Origin of the sequence: Acetivibrio sp. MSJd-27 (genome assembly GCF_018918095.1) — a bacterium.
In the GTDB taxonomy this organism is placed as follows: Bacteria; Bacillota; Clostridia; order UMGS1840; family HGM11507; genus HGM11507.
Window position 1 is genome coordinate 60,346 of record NZ_JAHLPV010000004.1, and the last position, 25,015, is coordinate 85,360.

Sequence of the window (25,015 nt, forward strand, 5' to 3'; positions counted from 1 at the left end):
AAGTTTTAGAGGTGTTATATTATGAAAATCATCCGATGCAAAGATTATGATGAGATGTCTGCAATTGCAGGAAAAATTATGGTGGATCAGGTAAAGGAAAAACCGGACAGTATTTTGGGACTTGCTACAGGGTCCACTCCAATTGGCATGTACAAGAAAATGATTGAGGCTTATAAAAACGGTGAGGTCAGTTTCAAAAACGTGCACACTTTCAATTTGGACGAGTATTATAAAATTGAAAAAACCAATGATCAGAGCTATTATTATTTTATGAACGAAAACCTGTTCTCCCATATTGATATTGACAAAAACAACATTGACATTCCGAATGGGCAGGCAGACGACTATCAAGCGGAATGTGAACGGTACGAAAAGGCAATGGAGGAATCCGCGGGAATTGATATTCAGGTTCTCGGCGTCGGTGTAAACGGGCATATTGGTTTTAATGAACCGGAAGAGCTATTATATGAAAAAACACATTTGACCGGGTTAACGCAGTCTACCATTGAGGCAAACTCCAGATTTTTTGATTCGATTGATCTGGTTCCGACCAGTGCGCTCACCATGGGGATGGGCTCTATTATGAAAGCGAAAAAAATTCTTGTCCTTATCTCCGGCAAATCAAAACACGACGTGGTGACCAAAATTCTCGGGGATAGAATGAGTACCCAAACTCCTGTCACTCTTCTGAAAGGCCATCATGACGTGACTGTCATTGTGGATGATGAAGCCTATAATGGTTAATCGAAAAGCCCTGCTAAGCAGGGCTTTTTCTATTAAAACTTAATTTAATATTTTAAACAAGATATGTTGAAAGATAGTTGGTTTTTGGCAAATACAAATGAGGCGAACGGCGCTATAATGATATCGTTCATATGAATTGAATAACGAAAAGCAAGATGTCTCTCATCGCTGAATAATGGGACACAGGCCTTTATTGAAAAAAGGAGGAAGAAAAGTGAGAAAAAAAGTGTGTTCGCTTTTGCTGTGCGCAGGGATGATGCTATCCCTTGCCTTTCCGGCAGGATCTGCTGAAAAGAGCCGGATTGAAAGTGTGAAAGTGGGATCTATGGAGCATTTCGGATATCCTATACAGGCGGCTCAGACAAATAGTTCGGTCTGTTCTGTCATGGATGGAAACAATATTTTCGGCGCTATGATTGAAGGAAAGCCCTCGGTTTTTTATGTTTATGACTTGGACAATAACAAATTGATCGGGCAATATCCGGTAGATGGTGTCTCCGACGGCGCGCACGGTTTTGGAAAAGCGCCCAACGGCGACATATATGTCACCACACAGAGCACTGCAAAGCTTTGTCGCTATTCGGTTTCTGCCAAAGAGTTTACCGTTATCGGTGATCTGCCCGGACAGTCCGCCTCCTATGGCGTTACCTTTGACGAGGAGGGAAATGCGTATGTGGGAACCTATCCGGATGCAAAAATTTTTAAATATGATCCGGTAAAAAAAGAACTGACGGACATGGGAACCCCTTTTCCAGGGCAGAATTATGTGCGGGCTTTGAGCTATCATGGAGGTTACATTTATTGCGGCGGTTATCACAATGAAACAAAGTTTGCCCGTATGAATGTGAAAACCGGCGCCTTTGAAATGCTGGAGAATCCAAACTTTGAAGGTGTTGTAAACAAGGATAAAATCAAGCTTTATTGGTTTATGGATACCGTGCATGACGACGAGGCGGGGGATTTCCTTACAGCTCTTGTCACCCCTTTGGACGGCTCATCCTTTACGGGGATTTACGACCTGTCCAAGCAAAAATGGATTGACACCATCAATGTTTGCTATGGATACCGTACTCCTTCCACTACCGATAACGGTGTTATCTATACCGTTAAGAATTTTCCGGTTTCCGCCGGCGAAGAGGCAAGCTTTTCATCCGGCAACAACCGTATAGCAGGCTATAATCTGAGAACCGGCGAAGAGTTTGATACGGGAATCCCGTATCTGGAACCTGGGTCCGGGGACGGCTTGAGGGGTGCAAGCCTCTTAAGGCTCAAAGATCAGCAAACCTATCCGGGACTGAGTATTGTCACCACCAACTTTGAATTCGGCGTTCCCGCCATCATCAATCTGCAGAATAAAACGGTGACTGTTTTAAAAGAAGAACTGAGAAGCCAGAATTTGATCACCCGTCCCGTTAAGTTGCGCTCCATTGGCTATGCGGGGGAAAACCTGATCGGCTATGGCGGTTATAAAGCCAGAAGTGGTGGTGTTTTTAACACGGACACCAACACGAACATTGATTTTCCTATCGAGCAGGTCGAAGATGTGGAGGGAATTGACGGGAAGGTTTATTACGGTCAGTATGCGGGCGCCAAGCTGTTTGAGTTTGATCCATCGAAACCGCCCGCAAAAGGGGAAAATCCAAAGCAGGTCGCGCGCTTGAACAATGAACAGGACCGTATTTTTGACATGACGAAAGCAGGAGATAAAATCGCCCTTTCCTCCTATCCGATCACCACTTCCCATACCGGAGCCCTTTCCTTCTATGACCCGGAGACAGGGGATCTAGAAGTGGTGCGTCCTATGGACGGGCATTCCATCACCTGCTCCGTGTACAAAGACGGATTGCTGTATGTAGGGACGAATGTTTGGGGCGGCCTGGGGACAAAGCCTGTTGTGGAGCATGCGAAGATTTTCATCTATGATATGGTGAACAAAAAGATTATCAGGGAAGCGCAGCCAAAAATAGAGGGGTACGACAAGCCTATTTTGAACTATGGCGATTTGATTTTCGGGGATGACGGCCTTTTATGGGGAAATACCATAGGCGGAATATACGCCTTGGATCCGCAGACTCTGGAAGTAAAGAAATCCAAGGTGCTGGATGATAAAAGATGGCCGGATTTGATGTCCTCCACGGGGATTGTTCTGTTCCCACAGGATTTGTACCGGCTCAAAAACGGTTTGCTGGTCTCTAAGTCCAGTTCCAATGTACATTTGGTGGATCCGGAAACCCTGGAATCAAAGCAGATTCTTTCCAATGCATACCGTCTGACCGTAGGCGGCGATGGAAATATATACTATACCACTCTGTATGATTTGAGAAAAATACCCCTGTATTTTGAAGGGGAGACGGTTTCTTCGGATCAGGAGGTAACCGAAAAATTGGCGAAGACGATCGTGCTGCAGCTTGACAACAGCAAAGCTTTGGTGAACGGTACCTCCGTGCCGATTGATACAAATGACGGTTCTGTCACAGCGCGAACCATCAATGACCGCACTGTTGTTCCTGTCCGGTTTGTAGGGGAATCGGTGGGAGCTTCGGTGGATTGGGATGATGCCAGCCAAACGGTTACTGTCCGGGCAGGGAGCACGGTGATAGAGACTGTCCTCGGTGAGCAAAAAATCATTGTGAACGGAGAGGAAAAGGCGATTGATGTGCCTGCCCAGACGGTTAATGACAGGACATTGCTTCCGCTTCGCGCCTTTGTAGAAGCGCTTGGGAAAACAGTTTACTGGGATGAACGGGGCTTTATTTTGGTTGGTGACGGGATTGCGTATGACGGGCAGAAGGATCGGGAGCTCATTGACCGCATCCGGTACCAAATCGCGCCGGAACTCCTGGAGGATCTGCAAAAGGGCGGTTCTACTTCCCCGTTTATCGAGGAGTGTAAAAAAACGGTGAAGTTTGAGGCGGTCAAACTGATAGAGCAGGCCGGGACATCCAGCTGGGAATTGGTTCCATTCTCCAATTTGGATCTGAAAAAGCCTATCCAACAGATAGACGACACCAGCTATGAAGGCGCGGCAGGAGCTTATTACAAAATACCGGGAATGGTATTCGGAAAAGATGCCGAAATGCTTTCCTTCCGTCTGATGAATGCCGGTTCCATCAAGAATTCAAACTATTCAAAAAATCCGCAAACCGTTGAAATCATTGACGGCAGCGGGACAAAAGCTTTAAAAATCAACTCTCCTGTCCCTGGAAATGCAATCAATATGTATATGCCTACACTGTATTTTAACGAGACCTATACCAAGGACTGTGATTATAAAATGACATTCCTGGCAAAACGGGCGGCTTCGGCAGAAGGACAGAGTTCTGCTTTCACCGCGAGGATACGCTATGGCAATGATTCTTCCGCCAATCTGGGACAGACAACGGCTGTAGAAATCCCTGTCACTGACGAATTTATGCCGTTTACCATTAAGGTGGAGGGGAACAAAATCCCTTCGGATGCGACCTACTTTACAGGACTGTTTTATGTTACCAGCCAGAATGTATGCAATGACGTGATTTTAAAGGATATCAAAATAGAAGTGAACTTTAACAAGGATAAGTAAAAGTGAGGGACCGTTGCAGAATGAAAATTTCTGAAACGGTCCTTTCGTATTTGTGAAAGTCACCGATTCAGAAAAACACACAAATTTCATATCCGCCTAATACGATCAGGATACCCGCGGAGCACAATTCCAGAACCTTTTTTAGAATGTGATTTGTGAGGTGGCTTCCGATGCAATGCCCGCCCAAAATGAGAAAGAAACTTAAAAGCGCGCACGCGGCAGAGGTGAAGACAGGGGATAGCCCGCTGATGCTTGCTCCGATTCCTATCCCTATATTATTCATACAGAGAAGAGCGCCCAGAAGGATGGATTCTTTGCCTTCAATCACCTGTGAATGATCCGCATCAATTGTCTCGCTGTCACAGAGATCTTTTTTATGTGTGCGCAGGCTTTGCATCAACATATAGGTTCCAAGGCCAAACAAAATACAGGCTCCGATAAGGTCCGAGGCGTTCCCAGGGAGCAGCCGGCTCAGGAAACTACCCGCGGTCATCGCCAGATATGTACCGGTAAAGCAGATGAGTGTAATAAATATATTGGAGAGAAACGGGATTTTTATGTTGCGGGCACCGTAATTGAACCCGATGATAAAGCTGTCGCTGGTGGCCGATAATGCAAATAGAATAAGTGGAATCATAAGAGCACCTCCGTTAAAGATAAGTTTTCGCTTCTTTATCTTATGAGGGGCAATCGGATCTGGTGAAAGGTTGAAAAGCAAGATGCCCCGCTCCCTGCAGACGGATGAGAACCCTCTTTTCAGCGATGATTGAAACTGTCTGTGAAATGTAAAATAACAGGACAAGCTTTTGTTGAAAACAGGACGAAAACGGTTATTGTAGTCAAATAGATAGTGTGGTATAATATGCACAGGGCATATTATACAGGATGTCCGGGCTTCTCGTCCGGAACAAGTCTGGACAACCGAAGCCTATGGACAATGATACCATGAAAAGCCTTGCTTTTATGGTATCATAACCTCACAAACATCATTGGAAATGGATGTGCAACTTTTGGATCTAAAAGAAAAAATTATAAATATAATGATAGAAGAAGGAGCATTTGAAGCAGGCTGTTTCAAGGATTCTTTCAAAAATTTTAACAATGGTATTTCCTTCAGCGTCAAACTGTCTTCTGCGGTGATAGCGGAGATTGACGACAAGCCTACTTACGCATATTTTCATCATTACCGCACTGTGAATGCTTTGATCGATCGAATCCTATTGAAAGCGGGCATATTTCTGGAAAAGAACGGGTACCGCTATTTTCCAATCGGAGCATCTCAAACGGTAGGCGGGCACGATACATATGCTGGGTTATATTCTCATAAAAGAGGGGCGGTGCTCGCCGGCTTGGGCACCGTGGGGAAAAACGGACTGTTCCAATCGGAGAGATGGGGGACTGGTGTCCGACTGGGGACGCTGTTTACGGATCTCGATCTGCATGCGGCGAACGATCCGAAACCATCCAAATGCGGTGCGTGCCGCAGATGTGTTCAGGCATGTCCAGCAATGTGTTTGAGTGGGGAAGCTTTCGATATTGCCCAGCCAGAAAAGTCTCTTGTGGATCGAAAAAGCTGTTCCGATTATATGAAAAAAGCATTCCAAAAGATCGGAAGAGGTTCTGTGTGCGGAATCTGTATGAGTGTGTGTCCGTACACGCAAAAGTAATGGCAAGCAAGATGGGCGCGCCATCGGATCCCATCTATTTTTTAGTGATGTGATTTCATATGAAACGATGCAACAAAAAACGCATCCGGGAAGGATGCGTTCTTATTGGCCTTTTGAAAGATTAGACAGTGAAAGGTTTGATTTCAGAGAGAAAGGCTTCGCAGTCGTCGCTGTGCACTTCTACTTTGATTGGTTTTGACAAATCAAGGCTGAAAATACCCATAATAGATTTTGCATCGACAACGTATCTTTCGGAAGTCAAATCAACGTCAAAGTCGTATTTGCTTACAACATTTACAAATGTTTTGACGTCGTTGATGGAGTTCAACATAATATTTACTGTTTTCATAATTACCAGCCTCCTGTATTTTTATTATGTGCACAGATAAGCGCACATTATTTATCTATGATATTATAGAAAAACCTTCAATAAGTCAATAGGCAAAATGGATAAAAAAACCGAAATTTTTTTGACTAATTATATATTTTGAAAAACGGAGAAGAAATCCGTTTTTCTTCCTACATTTGAAAGACCAGAAGGATGCCTGCAGGATAAAATCAGACTGTGCCCGGGCATAGCGGCAGAATGGAGAATGAAAAATGAAAATTGGATTTTACACCCTTGGATGCAAGGTGAATCAATATGAGACAGAAGCCATCGCGAAACTGTTTACAGATGAGGGATGGGAAACCGGTGATTTCAGAGAGAGCTGCGACGCATATCTCATAAACACCTGTACAGTCACTTCTTTGAGCGATCGAAAATCACGACAGATGATCCGGCGGGCAAAACAGGCAAATCTGGATGCAGTGATCGCCGTATGCGGCTGTTACGCACAGATGGCAAAGGATGAGGTCGCAGCCATAGAAGGCGTGGATATCGTTATTGGAACAAAAGAGAAGGGAAGAGCTTACGAGCTTATTACAAAAAGTCTGCGGGATCATAAAAAATACAATATTGTTTCCGAACTGGGTGAAGAATCCTTTGAGGATATGCAGGTCACTACCTATGAGAATAAAACCAGGGCAATCATAAAAGCACAGGACGGCTGTAATAATTTCTGTTCCTATTGTGTAATTCCCTATGCAAGGGGAAGGGTGCGCAGCCGCGATCCGGAAAGTATATACCGGGAATGCTGTGCGTTGGCGGAAAAAGGATTTCGGGAAATTGTTTTATCCGGCATCCATATTTGCTCTTATGGAAAGGATTTTGAACAGTTTGGACTGGGAGAGCTTCTTCAAAAGATACACGACATTGAGGGAATCCGGCGGATTCGGTTAAGTTCGATTGAACCGAATGCGTTCACGGATCGTTTTATTCAGATCATTCAATCTCTGCCCAAAGTATGCCATCATTTTCACATGTCCCTGCAAAGCGGATGTGACGCTACGCTGAAACGGATGAACCGGAAGTATACTGCAGAAGAATATCGTCAGATTGTAAAAAAACTGCGCGCGGTTTTCCCGGATGTTTCAATCACCACCGATATTATTGTAGGGTTTCCCGGTGAGACGGAGGAAGAGTTCGAGGACACGCTTCGTTTTGCCCGGGAAATTGGATTTTATATGATCCATGTGTTTAAATACTCTGTCCGCAAGGGAACCGCTGCAGAAAAGATGACGGGGCACATTCCTCCGGAAACGAAAGAGCGGCGCAGCAAAATGTTGATGCAGCTGGCCGCTGAGTCAAAGACAGCGTTCGAAAAAAGTTATGTTGGAAAAATGCAGGAGGTTTTATTTGAGCAGCCTCATGATGGTTATTTTTTTGGACTGACGCCCAATTACCTTCATGTCTATGTGAAAACGGAAAAAAATTTGGAGGGGGAATTCCAAAACGTTCAGATAGAGAACTTTGAATCCGGAAAGCTGCAAGGCAGAATTCAGGAAAAGGAAGATCCAAACCTGTAATAATCATGAATTATTTGTGAATTATTTGAGAAAATTTCAAATAACTATTGAATTTTTTTGTATTATCTACTATAATTAGGACAGATACAAGATTTCTTGTACTATTTTACACTGCAATTAAGAGCTTATCTTTGTATGAAAAAGTTCACTGTACAATCAAATTTCTATCCTTTTTAGTTTTATTTTAGTTTTCCCTATAACTAAATATATTTACGTTGATAGGCTCTTAATGTATATAACAATGATTCCCGCAGGATTGTCCTGCGGGATTTTTTTGTCAATGGAATCCAGCAGCAAAATGCGGATGTTTTGATTGTAGAGGGTTGTATCGTGTTTTTTTCAGTTCGAAACAGTTTGTTTGGAAACATGGAGTATATTGGCTCAATTCTTTTGATTGAGACGATATGACTTTCTTAAAATCTTGTTTGTTCTCCAAACATTGTTACCATCATGTTGTTAAAATATATATTTCATAGCTATTCTTGTGTATTATTGCAACTTCAACGTTTTTCGTTTTCATAATATTACAATAAAAAAGAACCCTTTAAAATAGGTTCATGAATAAAAATAGGAAAAGTGAACATTTTAAATGTTATCAGGTTTTTGTCTAAGGATTTCCATACAGATGTGAAACTGAAAAAATCTCTTTATTTTTTCAAAAAACTGTTGACAAACCCCCTGAAAACTGATATCATATGATAGTCACATGTGAGAGACATGATGATTTTTTGATAGTGCGGGTGTAGTTCAATGGTAGAATCTCAGCCTTCCAAGCTGATTGCGTGGGTTCGATTCCCATCACCCGCTCCATTTTTATGCGCCTGTAGCTCAGTTGGATAGAGCAACTGCCTTCTAAGCAGTAGGCCAGGAGTTCGAATCTCTTCAGGCGCGCCACTATTTTTCCGGATCCCTTCAAAACAAAAAATTTGAAAGGGCTGGAGACTTATTAAATATGGTGGGTATAGCTCAGTTGGTTAGAGCACCAGATTGTGGCTCTGGGGGTCGTCGGTTCGAATCCGATTACCCACCCCATTTAATTCATATAATGGGATATAGCCAAGTCGGTAAGGCACAGGACTTTGACTCCTGCATTTCGCTGGTTCGAGTCCAGCTATCCCAACCAAAATAAAATCTGTCACAGATTTTATTTTTTTGTTTTCAGACGAAATATGGGCCATTAGCTCAGTCGGTAGAGCACTTGACTTTTAATCAAGTTGTCCGGCGTTCGAATCGCCGATGGCTCACCAGATAGTCCTGTCAGACATGAAACTGATGGGACTTTTTTTGTTTCTTGTATGCCGCGCCTCTATTTATTTCCTGTAAAAACAATTCCATTATCAGTTTTTTCATTGATAAAAATATTTTTTTGTGATAATATGGAAGAGATTTTAGGGGGGGAGATGTCCGCGATGCTGTTTCAAAAAAATACGCTCAAATTTTATATTATTCAAATTTTTGCATTTCTGTTATCGTTTTTTCTGATTGTGAATGCTATGCTTGGATTCTTCTTAAGAATGAAGGTGACAGAATATAATCAAGAAGAGATGTACGCAATTGAAAAGTTATTATACAATGGTTTTGAAAATTTAAATACGGTGATTCGTTCGGCAGAAAAAATTATCCGCGATAACGGCGCTTTTTTCCAAAATTACTCAGAGACTGGCGGAAGCGAAGAGATGGTCCGGATTGTGCAGCTGGCTAAGGAGATGATGACATACAATACATATATAGAAGACGTGGTGTTCTATAAGGTAGGCAATGACCGGCTAATTACCACGAAGGGAACCATCGATAAACGGGATTTTTTCAATTATGCCTATTTTAATGAAGACACCGGCATTGAATTTTGGGACGAAATTATGCTGAAATATAACACGCCAACGATTATACCTCTCTCCAGCTATACGGATCCTTTTGAGAGTGCCAAGAGGCTGTTTGTAGTACCAAAGATTTGCGCACTATATGACGTGGGAGTGTTGCTCTTTGTGAACGAACAGAACTTTTTGAGCTTTTCGGGTTTGTCCAGCGATGAGCTTCACGCCAAGATCAGACTGTATGACGACAAGGGATATTTGGTTCTTAGCAACGCCAATGATGCAGTCAATTCAAAGCTGAATATTGACGAACTTCAGAAAAAACCTGTAATTACGAAAAACCGCATCTACGGCAGCTATTCCTGCCTAAAGTGGTTTGACTATGAGAACAGCATCTTTTCCTTTGAAAAGTGGAATCCTTTGATGATGGGATTCTTCATCTATATGCTAGTTTTCTTCGCTGCAGTCTGTGGCGCAGGAGTTTATTTTATAAAGATTGCCGACAAGAAAGCGGGGCTTTTCGGGGGCGGCGATAAACGCATTGGTTATCCTATTTTACTAACATCTGCTATTGACAGTGAATATTACCTCTCAAATCGTCAGCTTTCAGACAGCGTTCTGATGGCAAAGGAGGGAGCGAGTTATGCGGTTTGCTGCCTTTTTTCTAATCAAAATGCTCTTACTCAAGAGGAGGCAAGGCAAGCCGGAAGACTGGGAAACATTTTTTATTGGAATTCCTCAATTTGTATGATGCTAATTACCTTTCGGGATGATGAAGGACGGCAGCGGCAAATTTCAAAAATAGCGGAATACAGTTCGCAGCATGGATTTCGTTTTGCGGAAGGGGAGTCTTTTGCCGGAATCGAGAAGCTGAATAAGGCGGCCAGATCAATGTATATGAATATTGGCACATACGAACTGAAAGGACAGGAGGCAGGAGGAAGAAACGTGCTGATTCCCTCTAACTTCCGATCCTCGGTCACAAAATTGGTTGCATCCAAAAACCGGACCGGCTTAAAGAATTATTTAACCGGGATTGTTGATGAAAACATTAAGGCCGGACTTGCTTTTGACTGCCTGTATTATCTGCTGTTCCATCTGTATTATGAACTTGCGGAGGTGACTGCTGTCGCTGACAAGAAGGAAATTTTTGAACCGATTGATGTGATGTTCTACACTGGTCTAAAGACAAACTATTTTAATTTTGATATGGGTCGGATGAAAAATGTATTTTTTAATGTACTCAACGCTTTCATGGATGAAGCGGAGAAAGGGGAAAACAGACTGGATAAGAGAGAGATTATCCGCTTTTTAGAAAGTAATTACCGGAATAATATCTATATGGAACAGGTTGCGGAACATTATCAGATGACAGGAAAGTATTTTTCCTATTATTTTAAAAAGGAATTCGGGATAGGATTCAACGAGTATTTGACACAACTTCGATTGGAGGAAGGGAAAAGGCTGCTTCTGAAAACAGATCTGTCTGTCAATGAAATCAGCAAAAAATCAGGATATGCAAACCCAGCGACTTTCATTGTCGCCTTCAAAAAATATTGCGGCGAAACGCCGGGACAATTTCGGAAAGATAATTTATAAAATTCCTGAGTTTAAAAAATCTGAAAATCTTTAAAAGCGTTGGCATATAAGGGTTTTTCCTTTTTTATGACCGGCGTTTTTTCTTTTTTTAAAATTGAGAATTATTTCTCTTTACTTTCCTTTGAGAATGATCTAATCTTAAATATATCAAAGGAAGACGAACGATTAAAATTCAAGGCTAAAAATGAAATATATTGAATGAATTGCAGAAATGGATTTCAGATATATTTGTATTTTGAAAACTGCATGACAAATAGAGTGTCATTGCAGGCACTCAAAAGGAGGTTATCCAAATAAAGAGAAATAAAAAAATAGCAGGCTTTGTTTTGAGCGTTCTGCTGGCGCTTCAATGCGGGAGCTGCAACTTTTCCAGCAGCGTCACTGCTTCCTCGGAAAGCAAATTGATGGAAGAGTTCAACGAGACCAACGGCTTGAAGCTCCCCTTCACGGATAAACCGGTAAAGCTGAGGCTGCTTACCGAGGGAGAAAACACAGAGCTCAACGATACTGTGTTTACCCGCACGCTGAAGGAATTGACCGGAATTGAACTGGAAATTATGGTTGTCCCCGGTTCCATCATGAGGCAAAAAACACAGATTATGTTTGCTACAAAACAGCTTCCGGATCTTTTTAACAACTCTTTGGACAGGAAGGAAATGGAGGGGTATGTACAGAAGGGAATGATTGCAAGCTTTGATGAAAATCTGGATAAACTCCCCAACATCAAACAGTTATTTTTTGATGATCCTGCCGCGCGGGAGGCGCTGGCAGGAGCAACTTTTAATGACGGGCATGTATACTATGTTTCCGGCTATAACATTGCCAGGGATGTGAACCATGGATTTCTGTACCGGAAGGATATTTTCGACAAGCACCAGATAAAGCTGTGGAGCAATACGGATGAATTTTATAGTGTGTTGCGTAAACTCAAGGATATCTATCCCGAATCCACTCCCTTCGCCACGAAACAACAGATGAAATTTCTGGACAATTTATCAGTAGGGTGGGGCTTGCAGGGGAGAGGCTTTTACTTTGACGAGCAGAGCCAATCTTTTCTGTACGGCGCGGTGCAGCCGGCCTTTCGGGAGATGCTGGACTTTGTAAAGCGTCTGTATCAGGAAGGACTGCTTGACCCTGACTTTCTGACCTGTACAGAAAACAGCTGGATGTTCAAAATGATAAAAGACAACAATGCTTTTGTTACCTATGATTGGATCGACCGCATGGATTTGTTTTATGAACAGGCTAAGGAGAACATACCGGATTATGATCTGCGCTTTGCACCCCCTGTGGGTCCGAAGATGGTATATCAGCGGCAATCCAAAATCGGGAATGCGAACATTGCCGTCTCCAACAATGCCAACCGGGAGTTCTCCTTAAAACTAGTTGATTTTCTTCTGAGCCCTGCGGGAGCGAAGCTGACCACTTTGGGCGTAGAAGGGGAGACTTATGTCTTCGATGACAGCGGAACGGTCAAATATCTTGGATTCCAGCCGGAAGAGATGGTTAACATTCGTTCTTTAGAAAAGAAATACGGACTGTTCACCCAATCGGTTGCCCTGCGGTATGACGACCGCTGCGTATATTATCAGTATACGCCAAAAGTCCGTGAGGTGCAGGAACTGGTTCGGCAGAATCAATATCTTACCGCCGAGCCTGTCAAGGAAGTCGGCGTCAAACCGGAATTTCGGGAGCGCTATGTGGAGTTGGAGTATGCCATCCGTGTAAAGGCTGATCAGTTTATCAGCCGGTATATCTTTGAAAGCGGTGAGCCGGAGGAAATCTGGACAGAGTGGCTGCAGACAGCGGAAGAACTGGGGATTGAAGAGGTGACCCGGATATACAATGAATCCAAAATAACCTTTTAATGCAGAAAAACATTTTGTTAAAAATAAAAATGGGAAAAGAGGGTTTATATGAAACAATTTCATAAGCTTTTTTCAGTAGTAATCACCATCTGCCTTCTGCTGCAGGGCTTTCCAGCTCTCGCCGGGCCGGAGGCAGACGCAGGGGAATACCTGTACTACAATTCGTTTGATCAGAATATGGATGGGCTGACTCGAGATCCCGGTTTTACATCGGGGGATGTCAGCCTTGCAACCACAGAGGACGGCGCCTCTGTTCTGCGCTTTCTGCGCACGCTCAATAGCGGCGAGACGGACGCTTCCTGGGGCGGCGACAGATTTTATTTGTCTGCACCTGTGAAACCAAAAGAGGGGTTTCCAAAGCTAGTGTTTGAATTTCGTTACCGGGTCAACACCACGCTGGGCTATATGTATGGACGGATGCAGGATAAAACACCAATGTATAATCCAAACAGCCCTACTGTGGCAATCTATGATAACGAGGTGTGGTCGGACATCAACAAAACCACCAAGATTGGCGACGCTCCGATAAAAGAATGGCACACTGTAACAATCATCTATGACAACGAGAGCGCCAATCGGATTATCAGGGTGGATAATCAGCCTCCTGTCACGGTGGCGGGAAACAATTACTTTAATCAAAAGCAGTTCCAGTTTCATTGGGCAAGCTATGCCAGAGGCAATGCAGAGGTAGACTATGATTATTTAAAAATATTTGAAGTGCCGGAAACCTTTACGGCACAGGTTGTCAATGAGAGAGCGGCGGAGATGGACAGCATCGCGCTGGAGTTAAACACACCGCTGGATCTGGCCGCGGCAACGGCAGATAAATTCCAGCTGGATGGAAACACAGTGACAGGGATCACGCCGGATCCTGACAACAACCTTCGCTGCACACTGGAGCTGGCGGCTCCTCTGGCGCCGGAGACCGATTACACCTTACATATTGACAATGTGGAAAATATCTATGGCGTTTCCCTCACGGGGGATGTGAGCTTCCGTACCCGGAGCCTGATGCAGTACGCAAAGGACATCGACGTTACTGCTTCCTCGGCAGAGCAGATCACGGTAACCAGCACCTTTGTCAATGAGAAGGAAGTTTTTAATCCCGTGCTGGCCGCGGCATTCTACCGCGCCGACGGTAGCATGAGAAGCTTTGAGACACAGACAAATGCGGTGGGGCTGATCACAGAGGACAACAGTGAGACCTCCGCCTTTACCAACCAGTTTGCCGTCCCACCGGACGCGGAACAGACCGACGTGCTGGAGCTGTATTACCTGAGAGGGGAGAATGTCTGGGAATCGGTTTCCGGAAAATCTATCTATACGGTTGACGGAAAGCAGGAATCCGGGTTCAGTCCGGTTGTTCCGCCCTATGATGGAACCTGCATCGTGACGGTGACACCGAATCCTGAGACGGAGGAGATCACTCTGCTGGCGGACACCGGCGAGGCGGATATCCAGCGGGAAGTGCACTTTGCGGTGTACACTGTGCCGGAACCGGAGGAAACGGAAGCCCTCGTCTACGCGGCTTTGGCAAAAACTGAGGCAGGAACAGCGGCCGCCACCTTCAAGATGGCGGATGCAAACGGTCAGTATCGGGTTTCAGCTTATATCCGGGGCGCTGCTCAGGCGGAGGAGGACAAATCTTTCACCTTCTTCAGCAAGACCATTCTGGACGGAGAGCTGGCAAAGGTAAACCAGACGGCTGATCCAAATGATGTGGGGGCTTTCATCAACGGTTACGGAGAAGCCTGTAATCTGGATATGGAGGGATTCGTAAAATTAAGCGACGCGGGCAAACAGCAAACCTATAAAGCGCTGCTGGCACTGCGGGACGAGCGGACAGACAAGGTGTTTGCATCGACTGCTGAGCTGAATGAGGATCTGCAGACTGCGGTGCTGATGGGCCGTATTCTGGACGGAGACGAAGTGGGAACTTTGCTGACAGAGAATAAAGATGTCCTTGAACTGGACAAAACCGCTGCGGAGCTCTATGCGGGCACCATTTCCAAGGGGGCGGCCAAGGCGGTTGCCGAGAATCTGTCCGGAAAGGAATTTCTTTTGCCGGCGGAGGTGGCGGAAGCCTATACCCAGCGGGTTGTCCTGGACGGAATTGCGAAGGCGGAAAGTTATATTCAGACCCGGCCTATTCTGGAAAAAATGAAGGATACCATTGGTTTGAATTTCGCCGCATACAATACACTGAAAAATCCTGAGAAGATAAGCATGGCTTTGAGCGGAAAGACATACAACGATTATACTGCTTTAAAAAGCGGATTTGATGCCGCAGTCGATAGGCAGAAAAAGACGGAAGATGACAGCGGCAAGGGGAACAGCGGCAACGGAGGCGGAGGATACCGCCCGCCCCAGATCTCTTTTGAACAGACCCCGGAGCCAACCTCCACCGCTAAACCGGAAAAGCAATTTAATGATATGGAGGGGTATGAGTGGGCGCGGACTGCGGTACTCGCTCTGGAGAAGAAGGGAATCGTCGCCGGGAAAACCGAGGACACCTTCGCTCCGGCGGATCAGGTCACCCGCGCAGAATTCTTAAAGCTGATTGTGGGCGCCTTCCGCCTGCCGGGCAAGGACGGCGAAAATCCCTTTGCGGATATCGGTCGGAACGACTGGTATTATGATTATATCTTAAACGGTTACCAAAACGGCATTGTCAGCGGTCTGGAGGCAGACCGGTTCGGTCCGGAGGAGCAGGTGACCAGAGAGATGGCGACGACCATGATCTACCGCGCTTTTCAGGCGATTGACGCAACACTGGTCAACGAGAAAAACGACTTTACAGACCGCGCTGATATCAACGATTACGCCAAGGAGGCAGTCAGCCGTCTGTGCGGGCACAATATCCTCAGGGGCTTTGAGGATCAGACTTTCCGCCCCAGCGCTGTGTGCAGCCGTGCCGAGGCGGCGCAGATGATTTACGCCGCCATGGGACTGTTTGAATAAAAGGAGGATGGCTTGTGAGACGAAAACAATGGATTGCCCTGCTTTTGGCGGCAGTGACGCTGCTTGCGATCTGCCCGGCTATGCCGGCCATGGCGCTGGAGGGCGATAACCTGAAGCAGTATGCGAATCAGCATCCCCGGCTCTTTATTGATGAGGACGGCTTCACGGAACTGAAGCAGAAGATTGTAAATAATGCGGACATGAAGGTTCTGCTGGAGGGATATCTAGCTAATCTGAATACCTATGCTGAGCAGGACGCGCCGGAGTATCACATCGCCGATCTGGAGGATCTCTGGATGCGGAATGTGGGGGATCGCATTGGCGAATTTGCCTTCGCTTACCGGATGACGGGGGATCAAAAATATCTGGACGCGGGGAAACGGTGGATTGTCACGGCAATTTCCTACCCTACCTGGGGACGGAGCGCCTATGAAAATAATGACCTGTCCTGTGCCCATATGCTGGTGGGAATCTCGGTCTTTTATGACTGGTGCTATGACGAGCTGACCGCAGCCGAGCGCAGCCAGATTGTGGATGTGTTCAAGGCCCGGGGCGGCCGGATGCGCCAAGGCTCCTGGTGGAATCAGGCGTATATGCAGAACCATATGTGGATCAGCGTCTCCGGTCTGATGACTGCCGCGGCTGCCATCTATGACGTGTATCCGGAGGCAGAGGAATGGTTTTCCTATGGCATTGAAAAATTCAACAAGGTGTTCACCTTTCTGGAGGATGGCGCGTCCCACGAGGGATATCTTTACTGGCAGTATGGGATGCAGGCGCTGGTCTATCTGTGTGAGATCGGAAACAAATTTTTGAACATCGACTACACCCAGCAGCCCTATATGCAGAAAAGCTGGGAGTACGCTCTGTATATGACTCTGCCCTTCGGCACTATGGAGAATGCGAATACCCTGGGCGTTTTCAACTTCGGCGACGCAACGGCCAGCAACGCGGAGGGTTCTTTGGCCTTTCTCTCTTACATGGCAGAGGTCAGCGACAGCAAGGTTTCCCAGTGGTATGCCAACCAGTGCGTGGATATGTATCTGAAGGCAGGAAAGATGCCTACCTGGCGGGATTTCGTCTTCTACAGCTATGACATGAAGGAGGAAGAGCCTGCAGTCAGTATGCCCACGACAAGACAGTTTGAAGAGCTGAATTATGTGTTTATGCGCTCCGACTGGAGCGGCGACGAGTCGGCCATCGCCTTCCGCTGCGGCCCTGTGATGGGAAAAGCGGCGGCGGCGGATACCTCGCCCTATGATTTGGGGACGGGGCACTCCCATTCCGATGTGAATCATTTTCTGATTTTTGCCAACGGGGAATGGCTCTTCCCCGATGACGGCTATGTGACCAACAGCTCCTTCCAGCACAACACCCTGATTGTCAACGGTCAGGGGCAATATGGGATGGGGAGCTGGACCAAGGAGGCGGTCGCGGCCATGCCCACCATCGACTCCCTGCAGGAGAGCAAGGAGCTGAACTATGTGGTAGCTAACGGCACGGCGGCCTATCCCTCCGCCACAGGTCTGAAGGAATACAAGCGGCATTTCCTCTATGTTAAGCCGGATGTGCTGATTGTGATTGACGAGGTGGAGGCAAACAACCCTACTCCGCTGGAGCTGCGGTTCCACCCGGCAAGCCAGTCGGGCTTCCAGCAGGCGGACGGCGGTTACATCTTCTTTGGCAACAACAGCAAATACGTGGTTAAGCCTTTTCTGGAGAATGGGGTCACCTCGGAGAGCTCAATGATCCCCCAAAATGCCGACAAATCCGGCGGCAAGCGGGATAAGCTGGCCATCCAGGTGAAGAATACTACCGACAACTGGGTGCAGGCCACCGCAATCTCCTGGGCGGACAAGGCGGGCAATCCCAAGCAGGTGGATATGAAACGAAATGGAAAGGAGCTGCGCTTTACCATCGACGACACCACGGTTACTGTCGATCTGGAAAAGATGACCACTGAGATGGAAAAGATGTCCTTTGACCTGAACGTGAAATATGACGGAACCTTCATGCACTTTAATGACACGCCGATCATGGAAAACGACCGGATTCTGATTCCGGTCACCGAATTTATCGACGTGATGAATATGAACACCAGCTACAATCGGGATACCAGAGAGATTCGCTTAAGAACCCCGGAGAAGGAGATCGGCATGAAGCTGCTCTCCAACAGAATGACGGTCAACGGGGAGGAGCGGACGCTGGAAGCCATACCCATCATGCGCAACGGTTCGGTATATATTCCCCTGCGGGCTATCTGCGAGGCGCTGGAGCTGGGGATCTACTATGACGAGGCGGCGTCGGTTGCGAATATCATGACGGACGCTTCGGCGGAGATTGGAATCCTGGGCATGTTTGTAAACGGTATGCCCGCCAAGCTGGTGGACGAGGAAAGCGGACGCTATGAAAGCACGATTTTTGACACCGGCAGACCGTCCATTAATATCCTGCAGCTGGTTAACGGCACCAAGGCGGATATTGCATATACCGAAGGGACATACGGCGAACAGCACATCACCCTGACCTCCCCGGACGGAAAGCAGACGAAGGAGTATATCCTTGAGACGAAGCCCTATATGGGGCTGGGCGAGATCGGTATCTCCAACCTCACCTACTCGGGAAGCGACGGAAACGTGGGGGAAAACACCATCGACGGCGACCTCACTTCCAGATGGTCTGCCGACGGGAACGGTCAATGGCTTCTGTTTGATTTCGGCAAGGAGGTTGAAGTGGGCAGAGTCTCCGCGGCCTTCTATTCCGGCCAGACCAGAAAAACCTTCTTCGAGGTTCAGATTTCCGGCGACGGGGAGAATTTCGCCACCGTGCTGGACGCGGAGTCTTCCGGAAACAGCGAAGAGATGGAAGATTTTCCCTTAAAGGAGAAGGTAAAGACAAGATATATCAGAATCCTGGGCAAGGGGAACAGTAGTAACAGCTGGAACAGTATCTCTGAAGTGGGATTTTATGCGGAATAACGAAACAATAGGAGGGTATCATGAAGATGCAAAATAACAGAAAGCTGCGCAAAACCCTGTCCCTGTTCCTGGCGCTGACCTTGTTTCTGGGATGCCTGGCGATCGCTCAGGCTTTCCCGGCGGACATTGCAGGTCAGTCCTTTGAGAAGGACGCAGAGTTTCTGCTGACGCTGGGGATTATGGAGCCCAACACCATCGAAAACTTCTCGCCTGAGGTGACCATCACCCGCAGCGAGATGGCTGTGCTGGCGGCCAAGATGATGAATCTGGCCATCGGGGAGTTTTCCGGGAATACCGGCTATCAGGACGTCCCGCCAAACTATTACGCCGCCGCCGAGATTCAGGTCATAAGTGCCCTGGGGATCATGGCGGGCAGAGGGGACGGAAACTTCTATCCGGAAGAGTTTATTACCCATGGGGACGCACTGGCGATTTGCGCCAGAATCTTGGGATACAAAGAACTGGCAGATAATACCCCCGGAGAATATCCCTATAACTATTACATTCTGGCGAGGGATCTGGGGTTAACTTCCGGTTTGAACATAAACCTGATGGAAAATATCAATCGCGGTAATCTTTCTATCTTGGTGCGAAATACTTTGGAAACAGAGCTTTATCAGGTCATGTCGGTTGCGAATGGGATGGTTAGCAAGACGGTCAAGGAAGGGGAAACCCTGCTGAGCGAATACCACAGAATCTTCAAGGCGGAAGGCCAGATTATGGGCAACGAGGTGAGCTTTCTGAACAGCTCCGCCAACCTGCCTGAGGGAAAAATCCAGATTGGCAGGCTGATCCTAAACGCCAGCGAATCCGGCATCAGCGATATGCTGGGACGCTATGTGGAGGCCTATTATCTGGAGGAAGAGGAGACGGTTATCTTCTTTGAAGAGGTTGTCAACAAGCTGCCGCTGAAGCTTGACGCGGATGACATCGTGTCTTACAGCGGTTCCACCCTGACCTATGAGCAGGACGGGAAGGAATACCGCTTCACCGTCCCCGCCAGCCTGTATGTGATATACAACAAGAAGGCAGCCACCGGTTTCAGCGCGGAGCTGCTGACTCCGGAGGAGGGATCTTTGGAGTTTGTGGACGGCGACAAGGACGGACAGTATGACGTGGTTTTTGTGGAGTCCTATCAGAACTATATTGTGGACAGACTGAACACCGCGGAGGAGATTGTGCTGTTCACCGACGGCACCAGAATCGACTGCGGTCAGGGCGGCGCCGACGTGATCTTGAAGGACGCTGCGGGTGAAAAGCAGAGCTTTGCCATGCTGAAACCGGGGGATGTAGTCACACGGTTCTCCAGTGACGATGGAAGCTATACCGAGTTGTACAGAAACGAGAAGACTTTCAGCGGCACCATCACCGCCATCTATGAGGAGGACGGCAGAATCGGCCTGACCATTGACAATGGGGAGGAAAAACCCAGCCTTTCTTACACGGACAAAGGCTTCAAGGCGCGTTATCCCGGCATTGCGGTGGGGAGCTACGGCACCTTCACCACCAACATTTACGGGGATGTTGTGGGCTACAGCGTTCAGTCAGCGGATTCTATTCAGCTGGGTTATCTGATTGCCGGCCGGCAGGAGGATACCCTTTCGGGAATCTATCAGGTGAAAATCTTCAGCGAGAAGGGTGAAATGATGATCCGCGACCTTCACGACAAGGTGGAGATGGACGGGGTGAGAGACACTGCGGCAGAAACCTTCAAAAAACTGTATGATGACGGCGACTTCAAAAACCAGCTGATCCGGTTCAAGATGAACGAGAAGGGCAGCATCACCTACATCGACACAGCTAACGGTAAAGCAGCCAACGACCCGGAGGGGGATGTGCGGCTGATCAAAATCAACCAGGGCACCTCCCAGAAATACTATTCCGGACAGATGGTGTTTGAAGGAACCACCTTCCTGCAGGCGGACACGGTGATTTTCTCTGTTCCGGCAGAACCGGCGACAGCGCAGGACGAGGATTTTGCCATCCTGACTCCGGCGGCTCTGGGGAACGGTTCACCTTATACCTATTATGCATACAATGAGGATTACAAGCAGATCAGCGCTTCCTCCCTGGTCATCGAAAGTGAGATGGGGAACAATGTGCAGTTTGCCCAGTACGAACTTTTGTGCTACATCTCCAAGATTACCACAGCGGTGAACGATAAGGGGGATGTGATCCACAAGGTTTACTACCTAAAGGGCGGCGTGGCATCGGAGGCGAGAACGGTGGATGATAAGCTGTTCAAGGATCGTTCGGTGGGAGACGCAATGATGATCAAGCTCAACGTCAACAATGAGATTTTCGCTTACCGGCTGTATTTCGACGGCAAGGAGAAAAAGCTGAAGAAATACAATGAAACTACCGGAGAATACGATGACGCTACAAATCCCAATATGTCCGATTATAACGGGCAGTACAGAACTATCTATGGTAATGTGGCATACACCAAGGGGGACATGGTGGCCATCGTGAACGGTGATGTGACGCAGATCACCGATCCCGTTGCTGTAAACGATTATGCGAATGAAATTCATAGACTGCCCCGGAATCTCTATCTGTTTGACACTGAAAAAAATACCGTGCGGAAGGCCGCCTCGGCGGAGATTGTGGACTACTACACCGATTCGAAGAACTACTGCAAAATGTTCTATTACCAAATTTACAGCCTGGACTATGACGCCATGATCGTCATCTGACAGGCAAAAAATAAAAGGGAGGATATCTATGTTGAAAAAAGCTTTTGCCGCCTTTCTGGCAACCGGCGTTTTCATGCTTCAGGCATCCTTAACGATTTTTGCAGCGGAGAGTGATTTTACCTCCGCCAATAATCCTGTGACCGTCACCAAGGCGGCGGACGGCGCTTATACCGTCACCGTTTCCAATCCTTATTTTGCCGGGGAGACGATCACGGCTGCAGTTATCAGGGAAGGGGAGGATCCCTCCGTTCTGAAAACCGATCCTAGCAAAGTGCTGTATGTCAACGAGGCGACAGCCGATGGAGAAGGCAGCGCAACGTTTCAGTTTTTTCCAAGGGAGAAGGTTCCCTTTTATGTGGCGGTAGGCTCTTCCAGACCAATGTCCTATACCGAGGGAGGCGCTACAACCTCTTACATCAAGGCGTCAGTGAAGACCTACACCGTTACGGTGTCATCGGGTGCAAACGGCACGGTAATCCCAGGGGGAACAACAACGGTGGAGGAGAACGGCAGCTTCACCCTTACAGCAACTCCCAACCAGGGCTACGAGCTGGATAAGATTCTGGTCAATGGCGCGGATACTCCCGCAAACAACGAGGGGAAGGTAACCATCACCGTAACGCGGGACACCGTCATCGAAGTTTCCTTCAAAGCAGCCGCGGCTTTGCCGCCGGAAATTACCCTTCCTGCAGAGGTTGCTTTTCAGTCTGCGGACAAGACTCAGTCGATCACCTTTGGGTAGATCACCCAAAAAGAAGGATATGAAATTATCGAATACGGAATTATCTGCGGCTCCACCTTAGAGGCGGTGCGGGACAATGCAGACAGCTGTAAAAAGTATGCCGCCAAAAACAATGCCAACAGCAAAGGACAGTTTGGCATACAGTTTAAAGGGAACTTGTCTCTCCTGGGCGACAGTTATTATATCCGGGCGTATGTGACCTATACTGATAGAACTGAACTCCATACCATTTACAGCGATAAGATTATCGCTGTAAACAACTGATGGGAGGTGTTGAAATGAAGAAAAAAATAATATCCCTTCTGGTTTTGACAGCCCTTGCGCTGTCGGTGTTCTCGGGAAGCCTGGTTCTGACAGGCGTCGCAGAGGACGTCAATGTGCTGTATTTCAACGATTTTGATACATCCTATGATGCGGGCGAGTGGGAAACTGTTTCCGGTGTAGCGTATCAGGTTGAAAGAAAAATGGATGAAGAAACCGGAAACGGTGTATTGCAGGTAAGCTTGCCATCAGGCACCGGGACGGTCGAATTAAATAAGACAATTCAAAATACCGCGGCAAATAAACCGAAGCTTCTGTTTGAATATCGGTTTCGGTTTGCACAAAACGGCGGCTGGAATGGCTATACCTCTCTGGGGCAAAAAGATCTCTATAACGATCAGACAAGGCACTGCCACGCGGTATTCAACGACGGCGGTTCAATCAGTAATACGGTGTTCGATATGGCCAATGTCAATGACAGGAAGCAGATTGGAACAATCAATGGGGCAAATGTCTGGAATACTATTTCCGTGCTGTATGACAATATTGAAAACAAGAGAACGGTGTTTATCAACGGGGCAGCGGGGGAAGAGATTGCATCCGGCAACACCTGGTCTGCAAGCGGCATGTTTAATATTTGTCTGAAAGCGGGCATCCGTGACAATGTACCTCTGGAATTTGATTACATTCGTATTGCGGCATGTCCCGAAAGCTTTGATTACACGCCTTCCGGTTCCGACGGCGCGAAGGTGGACCTGACCTTCAACAGCCTGCCGGATCCGGGCAAAATGATTCCTGCAAACTTCACGGTGGACGGCGCTTCCGTCGTGGCTGTGGAGAGAAATTATGAAAAGCCCAACACCTATACCCTGGGGTTTGAAACCCCTCTGGCGGCAGGGAATTACACAGTCACAGCCGATGCGGCTGTCACCTCGGCGGACGGCACCCCTGTCAGCACAGAGGCGAAAAGCTTTGCTGCAGTTCCCAAAGCGCCGGCGTATACGATAAATTATCTATATAACTATAATTTTATAGCCGGCGAGAATAGAAGCGGCTTTACCACGACTCCCGGAGACGGAGCTATCGAAATCAAGGAGGAGGAAGGTTATCTGCGGATGACCGGTGTGGAAGGGGATCCCTTTGCAGGTGCTGCGGTTCCTCAGATTGCCAAAAATCAGGGCTCGATTGCCGGTAATCCCAACGTGGTGCTGGAATTCCGTTACCGTACCGACGGTTTTAACACAGAAACCGATCGGCTTCAACCCTTTGTGAACTATGGGAATGCTCCCGGCGTTTGTCTCTATCACGGCGGGGTGCATACAGCAGTAAGAGCAAATACGGCAGACACATCCAAGAAGGTTGCTGACGCCGCAAACGGCGAATGGCACAATGTCAGCATCATCTATAACGGGACAAAACAGGAGCGTACCATCCTGGTAGATGGAGAACCGATGAAAACCACCACCGACGGAAACGGTACGGCAGGCACTGAATACGGAAACAATCAGACCAATACCATCTTTGCGTTCCAGTGGAGAGGTTATTTCAGAAATATCAACTATGTTGATTTTGACTATATCCGTGCTTATACCTATCCCGAATTCAGCATGAAGCTCCCCAAGGAGGAAGGGGTATCCGCCGGTGGCATTGACGTGGATTTCAGCTACTTTCCGGATGTGAGCACGCTGACCAATGCCAATATCTCGGTCAAGGAAGCGGGCACTGAGAAGGTTGTCACCACAGCGGGTAATCCGGTTTCCAATGGCACTGTCCGGCAGTACACCCTGGCGTTTGACGAGTTGCTTATGCCCAACACAGCCTATGACATTACGCTGGATGTGAAGGATATCGACGGACGACCCCTGAGCATCACCAAGACCTTCACCACCGGCGATCCGATGATGGAGATCGGTGAGCTTTTCATCGACAAAAGCGATCTTTCGGCTGTCACCGCAAGCTTTACCGCGGTGAATCAGACTGCAGCCTCTGAAAGCGGCGTGCTGACGGTGGCGGCTTACACGGTGGAAAACGGCGTGGAGAAGATGAACGCCATGGCGTCCAAAAATGTTTTGGTTGCCGCCAACAGCGGCAAGGTGACTTACACCACGGATTCCATTGACGTGTCCGCTCTGGAGGGGGATGTGAAAATCCGCGCCTTCCTGTGGTCGGGCGATAACAATCTGACCCCGTTGAAACCCATGAAGGAAGAATAACA

The 25,015-nt window shown here is 47.4% G+C and carries 14 protein-coding genes and 5 tRNA genes; 17 read left to right on the forward strand and 2 right to left on the reverse strand.

From position 1 onward, the window contains the following. Nucleotides 1-21: 21 nt before the first annotated feature. A complete protein-coding gene (gene nagB / locus KQI32_RS02515; RefSeq protein ID WP_177690503.1) occupies nucleotides 22-744 on the forward strand; it encodes a glucosamine-6-phosphate deaminase in 723 nt (240 codons plus the stop codon). Between the two features lie 214 nt (nucleotides 745-958). Next, nucleotides 959-4,306: a stalk domain-containing protein gene (locus KQI32_RS13555; RefSeq protein WP_216423810.1), complete on the forward strand. Its 3,348-nt coding sequence runs from the start codon at nucleotides 959-961 to the stop codon at nucleotides 4,304-4,306. 67 nt (nucleotides 4,307-4,373) lie between these two features. Here the strand turns inward: KQI32_RS13555 and KQI32_RS02525 are convergent, their stop codons facing one another. Next, nucleotides 4,374-4,943: a manganese efflux pump gene (locus tag KQI32_RS02525; RefSeq protein ID WP_216423811.1), complete on the reverse strand. Its 570-nt coding sequence runs from the start codon at nucleotides 4,941-4,943 to the stop codon at nucleotides 4,374-4,376. Between the two features lie 373 nt (nucleotides 4,944-5,316). Here KQI32_RS02525 and KQI32_RS02530 point away from each other — a divergent pair, with 373 nt between their 5' ends. After that, nucleotides 5,317-5,973, forward strand: a complete 657-nt coding sequence (locus KQI32_RS02530; RefSeq protein WP_216423813.1) for a 4Fe-4S double cluster binding domain-containing protein — start codon at nucleotides 5,317-5,319, stop codon at nucleotides 5,971-5,973. 121 nt (nucleotides 5,974-6,094) lie between these two features. Here the strand turns inward: KQI32_RS02530 and KQI32_RS02535 are convergent, their stop codons facing one another. Then, nucleotides 6,095-6,322: an HPr family phosphocarrier protein gene (locus tag KQI32_RS02535; protein WP_177691780.1), complete on the reverse strand. Its 228-nt coding sequence runs from the start codon at nucleotides 6,320-6,322 to the stop codon at nucleotides 6,095-6,097. A gap of 251 nt (nucleotides 6,323-6,573) precedes the next feature. On the opposite strand from KQI32_RS02535, the gene mtaB reads away from it, so the two are divergent. The 14 genes from mtaB to KQI32_RS02605 all read left to right on the forward strand — a co-directional run bounded on the left by mtaB (nucleotide 6,574) and on the right by KQI32_RS02605 (nucleotide 25,013). Continuing rightward, complete coding sequence (gene mtaB / locus KQI32_RS02540) at nucleotides 6,574-7,881, forward strand: tRNA (N(6)-L-threonylcarbamoyladenosine(37)-C(2))-methylthiotransferase MtaB (protein ID WP_216423821.1); 1,308 nt, start codon at nucleotides 6,574-6,576, stop codon at nucleotides 7,879-7,881. 736 nt (nucleotides 7,882-8,617) lie between these two features. Continuing rightward, nucleotides 8,618-8,691: transfer RNA gene (locus KQI32_RS02545), tRNA-Gly, on the forward strand. Nucleotides 8,692-8,698: 7 nt separating this feature from the next. Beyond that, a tRNA-Arg gene (locus KQI32_RS02550) sits at nucleotides 8,699-8,775 on the forward strand. Between the two features lie 61 nt (nucleotides 8,776-8,836). Next, nucleotides 8,837-8,913: transfer RNA gene (locus KQI32_RS02555), tRNA-His, on the forward strand. A gap of 14 nt (nucleotides 8,914-8,927) precedes the next feature. After that, nucleotides 8,928-9,004 (forward strand) — tRNA-Gln (locus KQI32_RS02560). A gap of 48 nt (nucleotides 9,005-9,052) precedes the next feature. After that, nucleotides 9,053-9,128, forward strand: a tRNA-Lys gene (locus KQI32_RS02565). A gap of 162 nt (nucleotides 9,129-9,290) precedes the next feature. Further along, entirely contained in the window at nucleotides 9,291-11,294 is a 2,004-nt protein-coding gene (locus KQI32_RS02570) for a helix-turn-helix transcriptional regulator (protein WP_216423823.1), read from the forward strand. Nucleotides 11,295-11,620: 326 nt separating this feature from the next. After that, entirely contained in the window at nucleotides 11,621-13,162 is a 1,542-nt protein-coding gene (locus tag KQI32_RS02575) for an extracellular solute-binding protein (protein WP_216423824.1), read from the forward strand. A 48-nt stretch (nucleotides 13,163-13,210) separates the two neighbouring features. Continuing rightward, entirely contained in the window at nucleotides 13,211-16,123 is a 2,913-nt protein-coding gene (locus tag KQI32_RS02580; RefSeq protein ID WP_216423829.1) for an S-layer homology domain-containing protein, read from the forward strand. A 14-nt stretch (nucleotides 16,124-16,137) separates the two neighbouring features. After that, nucleotides 16,138-19,101 (forward strand): DUF4962 domain-containing protein, encoded by a 2,964-nt coding sequence (locus tag KQI32_RS02585; RefSeq protein ID WP_216423831.1) that lies wholly within the window; start codon nucleotides 16,138-16,140, stop codon nucleotides 19,099-19,101. A 20-nt stretch (nucleotides 19,102-19,121) separates the two neighbouring features. Beyond that, nucleotides 19,122-21,797: an S-layer homology domain-containing protein gene (locus KQI32_RS02590; protein WP_216423833.1), complete on the forward strand. Its 2,676-nt coding sequence runs from the start codon at nucleotides 19,122-19,124 to the stop codon at nucleotides 21,795-21,797. A 28-nt stretch (nucleotides 21,798-21,825) separates the two neighbouring features. Beyond that, entirely contained in the window at nucleotides 21,826-22,539 is a 714-nt protein-coding gene (locus KQI32_RS02595; protein ID WP_216423834.1) for a hypothetical protein, read from the forward strand. Between the two features lie 66 nt (nucleotides 22,540-22,605). Further along, the gene (locus tag KQI32_RS02600; protein ID WP_216423836.1) at nucleotides 22,606-22,803 is read left to right on the forward strand and encodes a hypothetical protein; all 198 of its coding nucleotides are present in this window, start codon (nucleotides 22,606-22,608) and stop codon (nucleotides 22,801-22,803) included. A gap of 14 nt (nucleotides 22,804-22,817) precedes the next feature. Next, nucleotides 22,818-25,013 carry a hypothetical protein gene (locus KQI32_RS02605; RefSeq protein ID WP_216423838.1) on the forward strand — a complete coding sequence of 732 codons (2,196 nt, stop codon included), beginning with the start codon at nucleotides 22,818-22,820 and terminating at the stop codon, nucleotides 25,011-25,013. Nucleotides 25,014-25,015 lie beyond the last annotated feature (2 nt).

What these genes read in the sequence shown, in the direction of transcription:
- KQI32_RS02590 (WP_216423833.1), top strand. Translation starts at nt 19,122, where the DNA reads ATGAAGATGCAAAATAACAGAAAGCTGCGCAAAACCCTGTCCCTGTTC.
- KQI32_RS02525 (WP_216423811.1), bottom strand. Translation starts at nt 4,943, where the DNA reads ATGATTCCACTTATTCTATTTGCATTATCGGCCACCAGCGACAGCTTT.
- KQI32_RS02595 (WP_216423834.1), top strand. Translation starts at nt 21,826, where the DNA reads ATGTTGAAAAAAGCTTTTGCCGCCTTTCTGGCAACCGGCGTTTTCATG.
- KQI32_RS02570 (WP_216423823.1), top strand. Translation starts at nt 9,291, where the DNA reads ATGCTGTTTCAAAAAAATACGCTCAAATTTTATATTATTCAAATTTTT.
- KQI32_RS02535 (WP_177691780.1), bottom strand. Translation starts at nt 6,322, where the DNA reads ATGAAAACAGTAAATATTATGTTGAACTCCATCAACGACGTCAAAACA.
- KQI32_RS02605 (WP_216423838.1), top strand. Translation starts at nt 22,818, where the DNA reads ATGAAGAAAAAAATAATATCCCTTCTGGTTTTGACAGCCCTTGCGCTG.
- nagB (WP_177690503.1), top strand. Translation starts at nt 22, where the DNA reads ATGAAAATCATCCGATGCAAAGATTATGATGAGATGTCTGCAATTGCA.
- mtaB (WP_216423821.1), top strand. Translation starts at nt 6,574, where the DNA reads ATGAAAATTGGATTTTACACCCTTGGATGCAAGGTGAATCAATATGAG.
- KQI32_RS02580 (WP_216423829.1), top strand. Translation starts at nt 13,211, where the DNA reads ATGAAACAATTTCATAAGCTTTTTTCAGTAGTAATCACCATCTGCCTT.